The sequence below is a fragment of the Enterobacter ludwigii genome (assembly GCF_001750725.1).
GTDB lineage: Bacteria > Pseudomonadota > Gammaproteobacteria > Enterobacterales > Enterobacteriaceae > Enterobacter > Enterobacter ludwigii.
This window is the reverse complement of record NZ_CP017279.1, coordinates 3,342,900-3,359,450: the sequence shown is the minus strand read 5'-3', so window position 1 is coordinate 3,359,450 and position 16,551 is coordinate 3,342,900. Positions and strand designations below refer to the sequence as shown.

General features: G+C 52.6%; 16 protein-coding genes. 11 read left to right on the top strand and 5 right to left on the bottom strand.

The features are described 5' to 3' along the window. Positions 1 to 14 precede the first annotated feature (14 nt). A complete protein-coding gene (grxC, locus tag BH714_RS15800; RefSeq protein ID WP_014168078.1) occupies positions 15 to 266 on the bottom strand; it encodes a glutaredoxin 3 in 252 nt (83 codons plus the stop codon). A gap of 11 nt (positions 267 to 277) precedes the next feature. Continuing rightward, positions 278 to 709 carry a rhodanese-like domain-containing protein gene (locus BH714_RS15795; RefSeq protein ID WP_014168077.1) on the bottom strand — a complete coding sequence of 144 codons (432 nt, stop codon included), beginning with the start codon at positions 707 to 709 and terminating at the stop codon, positions 278 to 280. A 246-nt stretch (positions 710 to 955) separates the two neighbouring features. Between BH714_RS15795 and gpmM the strand changes: the two genes are divergently transcribed. Genes gpmM through BH714_RS15770 form a run of 5 tightly spaced genes read left to right on the top strand, consistent with a single transcriptional unit; the run spans position 956 to position 6,895 of the window. Then, on the top strand, positions 956 to 2,500 hold the full coding sequence (gpmM, locus tag BH714_RS15790) for a 2,3-bisphosphoglycerate-independent phosphoglycerate mutase (protein WP_040018397.1): 1,545 nt from the start codon (positions 956 to 958) through the stop codon (positions 2,498 to 2,500). Between the two features lie 33 nt (positions 2,501 to 2,533). Continuing rightward, complete coding sequence (gene envC, locus BH714_RS15785; RefSeq protein WP_025206449.1) at positions 2,534 to 3,793, top strand: murein hydrolase activator EnvC; 1,260 nt, start codon at positions 2,534 to 2,536, stop codon at positions 3,791 to 3,793. Between the two features lie 3 nt (positions 3,794 to 3,796). Further along, a complete protein-coding gene (locus tag BH714_RS15780) occupies positions 3,797 to 4,750 on the top strand; it encodes a divergent polysaccharide deacetylase family protein (RefSeq protein ID WP_014168074.1) in 954 nt (317 codons plus the stop codon). A gap of 9 nt (positions 4,751 to 4,759) precedes the next feature. Beyond that, positions 4,760 to 5,965, top strand: coding sequence for a glycosyltransferase (locus BH714_RS15775; RefSeq protein WP_040018395.1), 1,206 nt, complete (start codon positions 4,760 to 4,762; stop codon positions 5,963 to 5,965). Between the two features lie 15 nt (positions 5,966 to 5,980). After that, positions 5,981 to 6,895, top strand: a complete 915-nt coding sequence (locus BH714_RS15770) for a hypothetical protein (protein ID WP_020882674.1) — start codon at positions 5,981 to 5,983, stop codon at positions 6,893 to 6,895. A gap of 30 nt (positions 6,896 to 6,925) precedes the next feature. On the opposite strand, the gene tdh is transcribed toward BH714_RS15770, so the two are convergent. Both tdh and kbl read right to left on the bottom strand, forming a co-directional pair. Next, the gene (gene tdh, locus BH714_RS15765; RefSeq protein ID WP_020882675.1) at positions 6,926 to 7,951 is read right to left on the bottom strand and encodes an L-threonine 3-dehydrogenase; all 1,026 of its coding nucleotides are present in this window, start codon (positions 7,949 to 7,951) and stop codon (positions 6,926 to 6,928) included. 9 nt (positions 7,952 to 7,960) lie between these two features. Then, on the bottom strand, positions 7,961 to 9,157 hold the full coding sequence (gene kbl, locus BH714_RS15760; RefSeq protein ID WP_020882676.1) for a glycine C-acetyltransferase: 1,197 nt from the start codon (positions 9,155 to 9,157) through the stop codon (positions 7,961 to 7,963). Between the two features lie 215 nt (positions 9,158 to 9,372). On the opposite strand from kbl, the gene rfaD reads away from it, so the two are divergent. Genes rfaD through BH714_RS15730 form a run of 6 tightly spaced genes read left to right on the top strand, consistent with a single transcriptional unit; the run spans position 9,373 to position 15,567 of the window. Then, the gene (rfaD, locus tag BH714_RS15755) at positions 9,373 to 10,305 is read left to right on the top strand and encodes an ADP-glyceromanno-heptose 6-epimerase (protein ID WP_008502707.1); all 933 of its coding nucleotides are present in this window, start codon (positions 9,373 to 9,375) and stop codon (positions 10,303 to 10,305) included. A gap of 2 nt (positions 10,306 to 10,307) precedes the next feature. Then, positions 10,308 to 11,354 (top strand): ADP-heptose--LPS heptosyltransferase RfaF, encoded by a 1,047-nt coding sequence (rfaF, locus tag BH714_RS15750; RefSeq protein WP_014168068.1) that lies wholly within the window; start codon positions 10,308 to 10,310, stop codon positions 11,352 to 11,354. Positions 11,355 to 11,357: 3 nt separating this feature from the next. Further along, positions 11,358 to 12,341, top strand: coding sequence for a lipopolysaccharide heptosyltransferase RfaC (gene rfaC, locus BH714_RS15745; protein ID WP_040018394.1), 984 nt, complete (start codon positions 11,358 to 11,360; stop codon positions 12,339 to 12,341). 3 nt (positions 12,342 to 12,344) lie between these two features. Continuing rightward, positions 12,345 to 13,454 (top strand): glycosyltransferase family 9 protein, encoded by a 1,110-nt coding sequence (locus tag BH714_RS15740; RefSeq protein ID WP_040018393.1) that lies wholly within the window; start codon positions 12,345 to 12,347, stop codon positions 13,452 to 13,454. Positions 13,455 to 13,459: 5 nt separating this feature from the next. Then, complete coding sequence (locus BH714_RS15735) at positions 13,460 to 14,368, top strand: glycosyltransferase family 2 protein (RefSeq protein ID WP_040018392.1); 909 nt, start codon at positions 13,460 to 13,462, stop codon at positions 14,366 to 14,368. After that, positions 14,356 to 15,567: an O-antigen ligase family protein gene (locus BH714_RS15730; protein WP_032679325.1), complete on the top strand. Its 1,212-nt coding sequence runs from the start codon at positions 14,356 to 14,358 to the stop codon at positions 15,565 to 15,567. The genes BH714_RS15735 and BH714_RS15730 overlap by 13 nt, the downstream gene beginning before the upstream one ends. Before the next feature lie 27 nt (positions 15,568 to 15,594). Here the strand turns inward: BH714_RS15730 and BH714_RS15725 are convergent, their stop codons facing one another. Further along, the gene (locus BH714_RS15725; protein ID WP_040018390.1) at positions 15,595 to 16,548 is read right to left on the bottom strand and encodes a polysaccharide deacetylase family protein; all 954 of its coding nucleotides are present in this window, start codon (positions 16,546 to 16,548) and stop codon (positions 15,595 to 15,597) included. Between the last annotated feature and the right edge of the window lie 3 nt (positions 16,549 to 16,551).

The window sequence follows — 16,551 nt, the reverse complement described above, 5'->3', positions numbered from 1 at the left end:
TGTCCTAAAGTCTCTTAGCTCAGCAGCGGATCGAGTCCACCACGGGCATCGAGCGCATACAAGTCATCACAGCCGCCAATGTGCTGCGCATCAATAAAAATCTGCGGAACCGTCGTACGACCACTACGTTGGATCATCTCTTCGCGTTTAATCGCGTCACCGTCAATCGGCAGTTCTTTGAACGCTACGCCTTTGCTGTTCAGAAGCGCTTTTGCACGGTGGCAGAACGGGCACGTTGCTTTGGTGTAGATCTCGATATTGGCCATTACTGAACTCCTTATTTACCGCGAACCAAAGGAAGATTTTCCCCGCTCCAGCCGGAAATACCTTCTTTCAGAACCGTTACGTTTTCGAAGCCTGCTTTATGCAGCGCGCTGGCAGATTCCTGCGCCTGCATACCGGTCGCGTCAACAACGATAATCGGCTGGGCTTTATGTTTCTCAAGCTCGCCAACGTTGTTCGCTTTGATTTCAGCAGGTAACAGGTTGATAGCACCAGCAATGTGACCTTTACGGAAATCGTCACGCTGACGCAGATCGACCACGACGGCATCTTCTTTGTTAATCAGACGCGTCGCTTCACCACGGGTGATAACCTTAATCTTAGACGTCAGGCCTTTAAATGTGGTGAACAGCACAGCAGCCAGCAGGCCAATCCACGCGATGCTCAGAACCGGATGGCGGCTAACGAATTGCATAATTTCTTGCATGGAGGGTAACTACTCCGACTTAGTGATTAAAAAAACCAGGACAGGAGTATACCTGTGCGTTGTGGCAAATACAGCCAGCGACCATAACCTAATCCATTTTCTGAGGCCTGCCACCTAAAAAATTGCCTCAAAAGCGTCCGCTAAGCACCTTGCCCCTGCGCTTTCTTTGATCTTCTGCGGCTATTTGATCGATTCAGCTGTAGTAAAATTACGCAAATTTTGACTCTTGAGCATGAGGTTGTCGCAATGTCGGTTTCTAAAAAACCTATGGTACTGGTGATTCTGGATGGCTATGGCTACCGTGAAGATCAACAGGATAACGCCATTTTCAACGCCAAAACGCCGGTGATGGACGCGTTGTGGGCAAAACGTCCCCACACCCTGATTGATGCGTCCGGGCTGGAAGTGGGTCTGCCAGATCGTCAGATGGGCAACTCCGAAGTTGGTCACGTAAACCTGGGTGCAGGTCGTATCGTGTATCAGGACCTGACGCGTCTGGACGTTGAAATCAAAGAACGTACCTTCTTCAACAATCCAGTACTTTGCGGCGCGGTGGACAGAGCCGTGGCGGCCGGTAAAGCAGTTCATATCATGGGTCTGCTCTCCGCCGGTGGCGTACACAGCCACGAAGATCACATCATGGCGATGGTTGAACTGGCGGCTGAGCGCGGCGCAGAAAAAATCTATCTGCACGCTTTCCTGGACGGTCGTGATACGCCACCACGCAGCGCAAAAGGTTCACTGGCCTCCTTCGAAAACAAATTCGCCGCGCTTGGCAAAGGACGTGTGGCCTCTATCATCGGGCGCTACTACGCAATGGACCGCGACAACCGTTGGGATCGCGTTGAACAGGCCTATGACCTGATGACGCTGGCAAAAGGTGAATTCCAGTTCGCGACCGCGGTGGAAGGTCTGGAAGCCGCTTACGCGCGTGATGAAAACGATGAATTCGTGAAAGCAACCGTCATTCGTGCTGAAGGCCAGGCTGATGCCGCCATGGAAGACGGCGACGCGCTGATCTTCATGAACTTCCGTGCTGACCGCGCGCGTGAAATCACCCGTGCGTTCGTGAACAGTGATTTCGACGGTTTCACCCGTAAGAAAGTGGTGAAGATCGACTTTATTCAGCTGACCGAATACGCCGCTGACATCAATGCCCCATGCGCTTATCCACCCGCTTCACTGGCCAATACCTTCGGCGAGTGGATGGCGAAGAACGGCAAGACACAGCTGCGTATCTCCGAAACCGAGAAATATGCCCACGTCACCTTCTTCTTTAACGGCGGTGTTGAAGAGCCGTTCAAAGGCGAAGATCGCATTCTGATTAACTCACCCAAAGTGGCCACCTACGATCTGCAGCCAGAAATGAGCTCTGCCGAGCTGACTGAAAAACTGGTTGCGGCAATCGAAAGCGGCAAATACGACACCATCATCTGTAACTACCCGAACGGCGACATGGTGGGTCATACCGGCGTGATGGAAGCCGCCGTAAAAGCGGTTGAAGCGCTGGATCACTGTGTTGAGCAGGTCGCGAAAGCGGTTGAATCCGTTGGCGGCCAGCTGCTCATCACCGCTGACCACGGTAACGCAGAACAGATGCGCGACCCGGCAACCGGCCAGGCGCACACGGCTCACACCAACCTGCCTGTTCCGCTGATTTATGTGGGTGATAAATCACTGAAAGCAGTGGAAGGCGGCAAGCTTTCCGACATCGCGCCAACCATGTTGTCGCTGATGGGCATGGAGATCCCTGAAGAGATGACTGGTAAGCCGCTGTTCATCGTGGAATAATCGCTCCCCATGAGGGGAAAGGCGATTTTTTCAATCACATGGGTCGTGAAGCCGCTTAGGTTATCAGTCAGACCTCTGCTTTGCGCCAGCGCACTCAGCGCTGGCGTATTGCTGTGCGCCGCATCCGCCCACGCGGATGACCGTGACCAGCTGAAATCCATTCAGGCCGATATCGCCGCGAAAGAGCGTGCGGTACGCCAGCAACAGCAGCAACGCTCTGCTCTGCTCGCTCAGCTTAAGCAGCAGGAAGAAGCCATCTCCGCTGCCGCACGTAAATTACGTGAAACGCAAAACACCCTCGCCCAGTTGAATAAACAGATCGACGAAATGAACGCGTCGATTGCCAAACTGGAACGCCAGCGTGATGCCCAGGAACGCAACCTTGCCGCACAGCTTGATGCTGCTTTCCGCCAGGGTGAGCACACGGGCCTTCAGTTGATCCTCAGCGGTGAAGAGAGCCAGCGCGGTCAGCGTCTGCAGGCCTACTTTGGTTATCTGAACCAGGCGCGTCAGGAGACTATCGCGCAGCTGAAACAGACGCGCGAAGAGGTCACCACGCAAAAAGCCGAGCTCGAAGAGAAGCAGAGCCAGCAACAGACGCTGCTCTACGAACAGCAGGCGCAACAAGCGAAGCTCGAGCAGGCCCGCAACGAGCGCAAGAAAACCCTTTCCGGTCTCGAGTCCTCTATTCAGCAAGGCCAAAGCCAGCTGAGCGAAATGCGCGCCAACGAATCGAAACTGCGTAACAGTATCGCCCGCGCGGAAGCGGCGGCGAAAGCGCGCGCCGAAAAAGAGGCCCGCGAAGCGCAGGCCGTACGCGACAAGCAGCAGGAAGCCTCACGCAAAGGTACGACCTACAAGCCAAGCGAAAGCGAACGCTCCCTGATGTCACGTACCGGCGGTTTAGGCTCCCCTCGTGGTCAGGCTTACTGGCCCGTACGCGGTACAATTCTGCATCGCTATGGCGAACAGCTGCAGGGTGAACTACGTTGGAAAGGGATAGTTATCGGTGCGTCAGAAGGTAGCGAAGTAAAAGCCATCGCCGATGGCCGTGTGATTCTGGCCGACTGGCTGCAGGGTTACGGGCTTGTGGTAGTGGTGGAACACGGTAAAGGCGATATGAGCCTTTACGGCTACAACCAGAGCGCACTGGTCAGCGTTGGTACTCAAGTGCGCGCCGGCCAACCCATCGCCCTCGTGGGCAGCAGTGGCGGTCAGGGCCGCCCGTCACTCTATTTCGAAATTCGTCGCCAGGGTCAGGCGGTCAATCCACAGCCGTGGTTGGGAAGATAAGTTTTGCTTCAATTTCGTCGAATTGTTCTCTCCTTCGCCAGTGCACTGGCGCTGGCAGCACCGGTCTACGCTGGCAAACTCGCGATAGTGATTGATGACTTCGGTTATCGTCCGCACACCGAGAATCAGGTGCTGGCGATGCCGGCCGCCATCTCTGTCGCCGTCCTCCCGAATGCGCCGCACGCGCGTGAAATGGCGATCAAAGCGCATAACAGCGGCCATCAGGTTCTCATCCATCTGCCGATGGCACCGCTCAGCAAGCAGCCGCTGGAAAAAGATACTTTGCGTCCTGATATGAGCAGCGATGAGATCGATCGCATCATTCGCGATGCTTACAATAAAGTGCCGTACGCCGTCGGGCTGAACAACCACATGGGCAGCGCGATGACCTCCAGCCTGTACGGGATGCTCAAAGTGATGCAGTCGCTGGAGCGCTATAACCTCTATTTCCTCGACAGCATGACCATCGGCAACAGCCAGGCGATGCGTGCCGCGCAGGGTACAGGCGTGAAGGTAATAAAGCGCAAGGTGTTCCTCGATGACACCCAGAACGACGCGGATATCCGCGGGCAGTTCAATCGCGCCGTACAGCTAGCACGACGCAATGGCTCGGCTATTGCTATCGGCCACCCGCACCCGTCTACCGTTCGCGTTCTGCAGCAGATGCTGCCGACATTGCCCTCTGATATTACGCTGGTTCGTCCTGGCGATCTGCTGAATGAGCCACAGGTTGATACGTCGCGTCCTGGCAATGCACAGCCACCGGTAACGCAGCCGCGCAATCCATTCAGGGGTGTGACGCTGTGTAAAACGAAACGCCCGCCGGAACCCGTCTACGCGACGCGGTTCTTTGCCGTGCTTAGTGAGAGCGTGAGCCAGAGTACACTGGTGCAATATTTCCAGCACCAGTGGCAGGGCTGGAATATTACCCGGCAACAGACTGTGAGAGGCGATTAAGGTAGAACGATGCTGCAACGACACAAAATACTGCTCCTCGATACCGGCAAAGAGTGGGGCGGTGGCACCAACAGCATGCTCGAACTTCTGAAGCGGATTGACCGCGAGAAGTTTGATATCACCTGCTGTTTTTACAGTGATTACAGCCGTGCCGAAGGGCAAACGATCGGCCAAGTGCTGGACAGTATCGGCATTCCCTTAATTGTGATCCCTCAGCCACGGCAGCCCGTATGGGCGAAACTTGCGAAAGAGCTGGGCCGCAGTCTCCTTTTCTTCTCGCGCCGGGGGCGTAAGGCCTTTACGCGTCATATCGATACGCTCTGGCGTATTCGGCCCAATGTTCGCAGAATTGCAACGCTGCTCAGTGAAGGCGGATTCGATACGCTGTATATGAACAATCAGCCTGGCTCAAATGAAGAAGGGTATTTAGCCGGTGCAAAACAGCATGTGCGGTTAATTCAGCACTGCCGCATCGAACCTGTCATGACGCCGCCGCTGGTCAGGCTGGTTAATGACCATGCCACAAAAATCATCGCGGTCTCCCACGGCGTTGAGCGTGTTTTACTTCAGAATGGGGTTCGCCCTGAGCTCTGCACAACTGTAAACAATGCAATCGACATCCACCAGCCCCTGCCAGACCGACGTGCAATGCGCCAGCGGCTGAACATTGATGACGATACTTTCGTTTTCGGTAGCGTGGGGTCACTGATCCCCCGCAAAGCAAACCATCATACTCTGGAGGCGCTGGCGCAGTTCAGTCAGAAGAACCCTGACGCAAAATGGAAGATGGTGTTAGTCGGTGAAGGTGGCGAACGCGACGCATTAATTGCTCAGGCCACCGCATTGGGTATTGAGAAGCAGGTCATCTTCACGGGATTCCAGAATACCCCCTTTGATTACCTTGCGACATTTGACGCTTTTATTTTAGCCTCACAGAGCGAAGGATTACCTCGCGTCGTGCTGGAAGCCATGTTGCTTAATATCCCTGTCATTGGCTCGCAGGTGACCGGGACAGCGGAATTAATTGACCCAGGGTCGACGGGACTCTTGTTCCCCTGGGGCGACGTTTTACAGCTTGCCGCGCATCTTGAGAGCATCTGGAAAGATGCCGATCTGCGCGCACGCCTGGCTTTGGCTGCCCGTCAGAATGTCTGTGGAACCTATGCCATTGAACAGTATGTTAGCGGCGTCGAAGCGGTACTTGGCGCAAAATAATCACACGAGATGAACATGTTTAAATTCCTTAACGCTCGCTATCGTCATATTACCGGACGACATAACATTCCGTACCGTTCCCTGCCGGTAACGGGCAATCTTGTTGCCGTTGACTCCATCGTCATTCCTTGCACCGGCGCTGATTTTGTTGAAGAGGCGTTACTGTCGGCAACTTTTGCTGAGCGTTATGCCACCGGCGTCAGCGAGATCGTGATTGTCAGCGATCAGCCAGAATCTGCTTTCGGGGTGCTTCCCCCTAAAACTCGCGTAGTGACACTCACGCTTCCTAAACGAGAAGAGAGTTACCGCTACAAGCAGATCTATCTTAGCCGTCTGGTGAAGCTCAATGCGCCGCTACAGGCCCGGGGTGAAGGCGTTTTGATGATCGACTCCGATCTCAATCTGCTCAAAATGCCTGAGATCAACATGGCCGATATGCACATCTACTCCAGCTTCCGTCAGGGTAAGATGATCGCCAAACTCGATGGCGCTCCCGCGGAGAAAGTGCCCGCCTATTACAAAGAGACGGTGCGCCCTTATCTTGTCGATCACGTTAACGGCGCTTTCCTCGCAGCAACCCAAAAGACGTGGCGACGCATTTGCCCGCTGTGGTTGACCCTGTTCCAGGATACCTGGGAGCTAATGGAAGATAATCAGCCCCCAACCGATCAGCTTCCGCTCGCCGCACTTCTGGATATGCTGGATGTGAAAACGGTCAATCTGGGTGACTGGATGAACTGGCCGGTCTCTAAGAAAATTGGCGGACAAGAGGCTGTGGTACCGAAAGAGGTCATTGGCGCACACGGCGGTTTCCCGCTGTCCGAATGGCAGAAGTATCTTGAGTCACCAGACAATAAGCTGCAGTTCAAAGGTCAGGATTACACGCGAAAGGTGCGTTACCTGACAGACGAAGAGAAGAAGAACCAGTAAAAAAGGGGCCTGAGGCCCCTTTTTTTATGACTAATCCCAGCTCAGGATAACCTTCCCGGACTGGCCAGAGCGCATCGCGTCAAAGCCTTCCTGGAACTCATCGATGGAGAAGCGATGGGTGATAATCGGAGACAGGTCCAGACCAGACTGGATCAGTGCCGCCATCTTGTACCAGGTTTCGAACATCTCGCGGCCGTAGATACCTTTGATGAACAGCCCCTTGAAGATAACCTTGTTCCAGTCGATAGACATATCAGACGGTGGAATGCCCAGCATCGCAATACGTCCGCCGTGGTTCATGGTGTCCAGCATGGTGCGAAACGCCGGTGGTGCGCCGGACATCTCAAGACCCACGTCAAAACCTTCGGTCATGCCCAGCTCTTCCATCACGTCGCTCAGGCTCTCTTTAGAGACATCCACCGCGCGGGTCACACCCATTTTGCGCGCCAGAGACAGGCGATACTCGTTCACATCGGTAATCACCACATTGCGGGCACCAACGTGCTTCGCCACCGCGGCAGCCATAATCCCGATGGGACCCGCGCCGGAAACCAGCACATCTTCGCCGACCAGGTCGAAAGAGAGCGCCGTGTGTACCGCGTTGCCGAAGGGATCAAAGATAGAGGCCAGATCGTCAGAAATGTTATCCGGGATTTTGAACGCGTTAAACGCCGGGATCACCAGGTATTCTGCGAAGCAGCCCGGACGGTTCACGCCCACGCCGATTGTGTTGCGGCACAGGTGCGTGCGTCCACCGCGGCAGTTACGGCAGTGACCACAGGTAATATGACCTTCACCCGAGACGCGGTCGCCAATGTTGAAGCCTTTTACTTCCTGACCCATGCCCACCACTTCGCCGACATATTCGTGGCCCACGACCATCGGTACCGGAATGGTTTTCTGCGACCACTGGTCCCAGTTGTAGATATGAACGTCAGTGCCGCAAATGGCGGTTTTACGAATTTTGATCAGCAGATCGTTATGACCGACTTCCGGCTCCGGCACGTCGGTCATCCAAATCCCTTCTTCCGCTTTCAGTTTGGATAACGCTTTCATCACACGTCCTCAGGCAATTACGCCCAGCTGTTTGCCGATGCGGGTAAAGGCTTCCACCGCACGTTCAATTTGTTCAGGCGAATGTGCCGCAGACATCTGGGTGCGGATACGCGCCTGGCCTTTTGGTACCACCGGGAAGAAGAACCCGGTAACGTAAATTCCTTCTTTCTGCAGCTCGCGGGCAAAATTCTGCGCCACAACCGCATCGCCCAGCATCACCGGGATAATGGCGTGATCGGCACCGGCGAGCGTAAACCCTGCGGCACCCATTTTTTCACGGAACAGGCGGGCGTTTGACCACAGACGGTCGCGCAGCTCAGCGCCAGACTCCACCATTTCCAGGACTTTAATGGATGCGGCAACGATCGCCGGCGCCAGCGAGTTGGAGAACAGGTACGGACGGGAACGCTGGCGCAGCCACTCAACCACCTCTTTACGCGCAGCAGTATAACCCCCTGACGCGCCGCCGAGCGCTTTACCCAGCGTACCGGTGATAATGTCCACGCGACCCATTACGTCACAGTATTCGTGAGATCCACGGCCGTTCTCACCAACAAAACCGACGGCGTGTGAATCATCAACCATCACCAGCGCATCGTATTTGTCTGCCAGGTCGCACACGCCCTTCAGGTTGGCAATCACGCCATCCATAGAGAACACGCCGTCGGTGGCGATCAGCACATGGCGGGCGCCTGCTTCACGCGCTTCTTTCAGGCGCGCTTCCAGTTCAACCATGTCGTTGTTGGCGTAGCGGAAGCGCTTCGCTTTACACAGGCGCACACCGTCAATGATAGAAGCGTGGTTCAGGGCGTCGGAGATAATGGCATCTTCTGCGCCGAGCAGCGTCTCAAACAGACCACCGTTGGCGTCGAAGCACGAGGAGTACAGGATCGCATCTTCCATCCCCAGGAAGTCCGCCAGCTTTTTCTCAAGCTGCTTATGGCTGTCCTGCGTACCGCAGATAAAGCGTACGGAGGCCATACCGAAACCGTGGGTGTCCATGCCTTGTTTTGCCGCGGCAATCAGCTCAGGGTGATTCGCAAGACCTAAGTAGTTGTTCGCACAAAAGTTGATCACATGGCTGCCATCGGCAACGGTGATGTCCGCCTGCTGAGCAGACGTGATAATACGCTCTTCTTTGAACAACCCTTCCGCACGTGCGGTGTCGAGGTCGCTGTTTAACTGTTTGTAAAAATCACCACGCATTGCAATTCTCCAGACTCGGCAAATTTTGGCACATATTACCCAACCCTGGCCGCCATGACGAGATGACACATTATCTCTTCTCGTTTTTGCAGCATAAATCACGTGTACCCTTGCGCTATGTCGGTGAATGGCTGAAGGGCAGCCATACTAATGATATGATAAGAACATTAGCGTCCGGGATTGTCCCCGGACTCCACACTTCAAAGGTTACAGTTATGATCATCGTTACCGGCGGCGCGGGCTTTATCGGCAGCAACATTGTTAAGGCCCTCAATGACAAAGGCATCACCGACATTCTGGTGGTGGACAACCTGAAAGACGGCACCAAGTTTGTAAACCTGGTGGATCTGAACATCGCTGACTATATGGATAAAGAAGACTTCCTTATCCAGATTATGGCAGGTGAAGAGTTCGGCGAGATCGAAGCCATCTTCCACGAAGGTGCATGCTCTTCCACCACCGAGTGGGACGGCAAGTACATGATGGACAATAACTATCAGTACTCTAAAGAGATCCTGCATTACTGCCTGGAGCGTGAAATTCCGTTCCTGTACGCCTCTTCTGCAGCAACCTACGGTGGCCGTACGTCAGACTTCATCGAATCCCGCGAATATGAGCAGCCGCTGAACGTCTATGGCTACTCCAAATTCCTGTTCGATGAATACGTGCGTCAGGTTCTGCCTGAAGCCAATTCCCAGATTGTGGGTTTCCGTTACTTCAACGTGTACGGACCGCGCGAAGGCCACAAAGGGAGCATGGCGAGCGTCGCGTTCCACCTGAACACGCAGCTGAACAATGGCGAAAGCCCGAAACTGTTTGAAGGCAGTGACGGCTTCAAGCGTGACTTCGTCTACGTAGGCGACGTGGCGGCAGTGAACCTGTGGTTCTGGGAAAACGGCGTCTCCGGTATCTTTAACCTGGGGACAGGCCGTGCGGAATCCTTCCAGGCCGTGGCGGACGCCACCCTGGCGTACCACAAAAAAGGCAGCATTGAATACATTCCGTTCCCGGACAAACTGAAAGGTCGTTACCAGGCCTTCACGCAGGCGGATTTGACCAACCTGCGTGCAGCGGGTTACGACAAACCGTTCAAGACCGTTGCCGAAGGCGTAACGGAATATATGGCCTGGCTGAACCGCGACGCGTAAGTATGAAAATTCTGGTGATCGGCCCGTCATGGGTGGGCGACATGATGATGTCGCAAAGTCTCTATCGCACGCTCAAGGCGCGTTATCCCCAGGCGATAATTGACGTGATGGCACCTGCCTGGTGCCGTCCGTTGTTATCGCGTATGCCGGAAGTTAACGAGGCGATCCCAATGCCGCTCGGCCACGGCGCGCTGGAAATTGGTGAACGTCGCAAGCTCGGCCATAGCCTGCGCGAAAAGCGCTATGACCGCGCCTATGTCCTGCCTAACTCCTTTAAATCAGCCCTTGTACCCTTCTTTGCGGGCGTCCCCCATCGCACCGGCTGGCGTGGAGAAATGCGCTACGGTCTGCTGAACGACGCGCGCGTGCTCGATAAAGACGCCTGGCCACTTATGGTCGAGCGCTACGTCGCGCTGGCCTATGACAAAGGCGTGATGCGCAGCGCAAAAGATCTGCCGCAACCGCTGCTCTGGCCCCAGCTCCAGGTCAACGACGGTGAGAAATCCCACACCTGCAACGCGTTTGGAATTTCATCAGAACGCCCTATGATCGGTTTCTGCCCGGGAGCAGAGTTCGGCCCGGCAAAACGCTGGCCGCATTATCATTACGCTGAGCTGGCAAAACAGCTGATCGATGAAGGTAATCAGGTCGTGTTGTTTGGCTCGGCGAAAGACCACGAGGCGGGTAACGAAATTCTGGCTTCGCTGAATACAGAACAGCAGGCATGGTGCCGTAATCTGGCAGGGGAAACCCAGCTGGAACAGGCAGTAGTTTTACTTGCCGCCTGTAAAGCCGTCGTCACCAACGACTCAGGCCTGATGCACGTCGCCGCTGCGCTCAACCGGCCGCTGGTTGCTCTGTATGGCCCCAGCAGCCCTGACTTTACGCCACCGCTTTCTCATAAAGCGCGCGTCATACGTCTGATCAGCGGTTATCACAAGGTGCGAAAAGGCGATGCGGCTGAAGGCTATCACCAGAGCCTGATCGACATCACGCCCGAGTGTGTCCTTGAAGAGCTCAACGAGCTGCTGTTGAGTGAAGAAGGATAACGGATGCGGGTATTGATCGTTAAAACCTCTTCCATGGGCGATGTCCTGCATACTCTGCCGTCGCTCACCGACGCCATGCAGGCCATTCCCGGCATTCGTTTTGACTGGGTGGTGGAGGAGGGCTTCGCACAGATCCCCACCTGGCATGAAGCAGTAGACCGCGTGATCCCGGTTGCTATCCGCCGCTGGCGTAAAGCGTGGTTCTCAGCACCGATTAAGGTTGAACGTCAAGCCTTCCGTGATGCGGTGCAAGCGCAGCGTTACGATGCCATCATTGACGCACAGGGTCTGGTCAAAAGCGCCGCGCTGGTCACGCGTCTGGCACATGGCGTAAAGCACGGTATGGACTGGCAAACCGCCCGCGAGCCGCTGGCGAGCCTGTTCTATAATCGCCGCCACCATATCGCGAAACAGCAGCACGCCGTGGAGCGCACCCGCGAGCTGTTTGCGAAAAGCCTCGGCTATGCAAAACCGGACACGCAGGGTGATTACGCTATTGCGCAACATTTTTTGCGCGATGCGAAGACGCACACACCGCCCTATCTGGTCTTTCTGCATGCCACAACGCGCGATGATAAGCACTGGCCGGAATCACACTGGCGAAGACTCATTGAGCTAATGCAACCGACCGGCATCCATATTAAACTCCCGTGGGGCGCAGAACACGAAAGGCAACGCGCAGAGCGTTTGGCCGCGGGTTTTTCAAATGTGGAAGTGTTACCTAAACTCACGCTGGCTCAGGTTGCCGCGCAACTGGCAGGCGCCAACGCCGTCGTATCCGTGGATACCGGATTAAGCCATTTAACCGCAGCGCTGGACCGCCCCAATATCACCCTCTTCGGTCCGACCGACCCGGGACTGATTGGGGGGTACGGTAAAAACCAGCATCAAATGGTCAGTCCGACGCAGCAGATGAGAGACATTACCGCAGATGCGATTTTTTCGTTTTTACAGGGCAGCCATCGGCTTTCTAACAGGGATATTTAACCCATGAGTTATGTATTTCTGCTGATTTTACTTTTTCCGGTGAAACTCATCCGGAAGCTGTTTCGCAAAGACACGGGCAGAAACCTTGTCATTCAGACAGCCAAAATCGGTGACTTTATCAATGCAACGCCTCTACTGGCGTATCTGCAAAAAAGCGATGTGCTGATCAGCCGCAGCGTTAACGCATTGGCTCAGCATGACGACAGTATCGAAGAGATCTTTTTTGTGGAGCAGCAAAAGCGCAACCTGTGGCGTAAGCTCTGCTTCGCCTGCCGGATCATGAATCGCTACGACAATGTCTATCTGCTGCAGCCCAACAGTGTGAATCTCTTTTTCGCTTCAGCCTGTAATGCAAAAAACAAACAATTTTTAAGCACTTATACACGCAGGTGGTATCACGGAATTTTTTATGCCACGGCTGATGGTACCGTTGAGCATGGCAAAAAGACGCTGTCCGTCACTAACTATCTCAAGCTCGCCGATCGCGCGCTCACCTGGCAGGACGCACCCAAGCACGCCACAAAGCCCCTGTTCAAGCCTGCGGTTTACCCACAAATTCTCGATAAACCCGGGGTTATCCGAATTGGTATCAGCATTTCTGCCGGTAACAAAGCAAAGACGGTTCCCCCGGCAATCTGGAAACGTATTGTCGATCATCTTGCCGACCTGCCCTGCGAGTTTTATGTTTTTGGCGCACCGAACGAACAGCCATGGATGGATGACATCACCCGCGCTTACGGTGAAATTCCCAATTTTATCAACCTCATTGGCAAAATATCGCTTGAAGAGCTACCGTGGGCGATATCCAAAATGGATTGTTATATTGCGTCAGATTCAGGGAATATCTACATTGCCGATGCGGTGGGCGTCCCGGTGGTGTTGCTGTTTGGCCCTTGCTGCCATTATGAACAACGTCCGCTTGGCAAAGTATTGCTGATTGGGAATGATGCGCATGTTTGCTCGTATGTATTTGAAACACGCTACTATTTCTCACAAGATCGGGAAGAACTTTTCGCTGTGACAGACGAATCACTACGTGAGCTTAAAGATTTTATTCGCGAATTACCAAAAGCTAACACAATCACATCTCTCACTGATGCCCAGGGAAACTAATTTGTATGGCTTTTCTAAGCATCATTATTGCCGCGCATAATGCCGAAGATACCCTTCATGCCACTTTAGAAAGCCTGCAGAATGCGATTGGTAGTGCAGGCGATGCTGTTGAGATCATCATCTTTAATGACAGCTCAGATGATGGCACACAGGATATTATTGAAGCGTGGTTACCACAATTACCTCATGCAACAACGCGATGTGTAGATTACCGTAACGTGGGTCAGGTCCGAAACAGTGCTGTTGCGCTGGCATCAGGGGACTATATTACGATGCTGGACAGCGATGACCGGCTAAAACCGGGCAGCATTCGGGATGCCGTGGATTTTCTGCAAGCACAGCGTCCAGATATGCTACTGACGCGCTTATGTGAAATTCGTGATATTCAAAAGATCACCTCAACCTGGCAGGGTTTCGACCCTGTGGCAATCTCGCAACAAGACGCGATCTCCCGTTTTTTGCGACATAAAGACTTCCAGGCACATCTGATCGGCCAATTTATTCACAAAGACCTGTATAAAGCTAACCCTATACCTTCGATGGTCTGTTACGAAGATTTCGCTGTGTTCCCCGGAATGATTATGCAAGCGCATAAAATATTTTATCAGCGTCAGGGGCATTATTATTACATCAAACGTCATGGAAGCTTATCCAGCGATCTTGACGTCAGCAAAATCACCTCACTTGTTGATTGCACGCTTCGCATGGAAGAAACCTTCCCGCGCAGTTTTAAACATCTCATCAATTGTCACTGGTTTGATATATACAGTAACCATAAAAAGTATCTCTCGACACCGCACTTACATTTAGTAAAAACTCGGGTAAGCCAGCTTTATTCGCTTTCGTTCTTTATGGACACTCATATTCGGTTTAGTTATAAGAAAAGGGTTATTAAGGCATTATGGAAAAAATAAAACTTCGACTTTATCAACTGACACTTTTTCTGAGTTTCATCTCTTTGATGCTTGCATTAGTCAATTCAGGGAAGCAACGTGAGTTTTTCTATATTGCAATTTATATCGCTATCCTCGGTTTAGCGTTTGAGTACAAAAAAATTACGCTAAAACCATTCTCAATAGCACTTCCCATACTTCTTATCGGATTACTAAACTTTGCCTGGTATATGGTCTACGAGTACCATAACGAAGGCTTAAACATGTACAGCGATTATCTCGGTGCAAGTAAAAAATTACTTTTGGCGAGTATTCTCGTTTTCTATATTGACCGTTTTAAAGCTTATATCGACAGAGAAAGCTTTAAGAAATATTTTCTTTTAGCAACTGCGACAGGATTTGCTCTCGCAACCGGTTATGGATTGTGGCAGGCATCACAAGGTATGGCTCGTGTTGAAATGGCAATCAATCGAGCCACGGTCTCTGCCTATGTTTACTCCGTGCTGTCACTTGCCTTTGTGTACAGTCTTTACCTCCAGAAAAATGTAAAGTTCTATATCATTGCCAGTTTTACCATTTTGATCTCGTTCTTTATTATTCTTTTAACCGGAACGCGTGTTGCTATGGGGCTCTATTTACTTCTTGCCATCGTAATGACACTACTTCATTTCGGAAAAATTCATCTGAAATCAACCCTGATTTTTTTATGCATTGTGGCGGGTATTGTCGTCGTTAGCTACAAGCCTCTGATTTCACCGAAGATAACGCAAACTCAAATTGAACTTGAGAACTATCAGAAAGGATACGATGGCACTTCTTTGGGCGCACGTTTTTCCATGTGGACCGTTGGAATTCAAAATGGCTTTGCACATCCATTGGGGCAGTCAGTTGAAAATCGGGAAGCATGGACAACGCGCTATGTCAACGACGGGCACCAGCATCTCTCTGCAGCACTCGGGTATATTAGAATTCATCTACACAATGAGTTTATTGAAAAGTATTCATTACAAGGAATACCTGGCCTGGCAATACTGCTCTTTTTCTTCATGTCGATGATTGGCTACGCCATCAGAAACAAAAATGCACTGCTATTAACTGCCATGCTTCTATTATTGCTCTATGGCCTGACAGACGTCATATTGTTGAGTTCGGAGGCATTGATATTCTTTATGATCCTGTTTGCTCTGAGTACACCTTTCTCTCAGACAAAACAACGATGATAAATAATGCCCGCCTGGCGGGCATTATTATTTCTGGTGTTGATAAAACTCCGCCAGCGTCATCCCCACCGTCTTGTCCGACAGCCATGTAAACAACTGGTCCAAATCCTGGTACAACCCTTCAATGGCCGCATCATCTTTGAACGTAGGACTTCCGCCGGGCATAAATTCTGAAGAATGGAGCATAAACTCCACATAATCATTGCCCTGCGACAAGCACTGTTGTGCGACCTTAATCATCTCAGACGCATTTCCACCTGACGGACGCAGCCAGTTAACTGACGGGGAACGGTATTTCCCACGCAGCCGATCGTAGCCCTGTTTAACGGTGTTCAGCCAGGCCGGGTGTTTATACTGAATACTCATCGGCACTTCGAGCAAAGGGCTCTTTCCCGGGCGGGAAATATCCTCTGTATCGATAAAGTAGGCATGGTCGGGGAAATGCTGATAATTCGTTCCTCCGTGACCCTGCGGCGCCCCTTTGGCATTTCGCCAGTTCACCCGTGGGGTGACGGAACAGTCAACCTGATAACCCAGCTCTATCAGCAAGTTTGCGTAGCGACGATCAAACGCCCAACGCCCGGCACGGTGGCTCAGCATTTTGGTCTGGAAGGTCTCTTCCAGTAAGTGCGTCATAAAAAGCACTTTCTCGCTCATAATTTCATCTGAAAACTCAATCAGATAAGGTTGCCAGCGCCAGTCATCACCGGTGAGGTCATGTTCAGGTGGGCTGTTCCACGCATGAAGATGCATGCCAACCTCGCCCTGGCGGCGGGCAATCACATCTTTTGCGAACTCAATGAAAACCGGTTCGATCGCCATCTCATAGTTGGTCAGCCAGACCGGCTTAAAACCAAAACGCTCGCATAGCGCCTGAAATCGTGCCAGGTAGCGTGCGTTTTCCGTTTTGATAACACGGTGGTTTTGCCAGAGATTATCGCCTTCTGTATCAATGGTGATGATAAACGCTGGTTTTTTCATAAT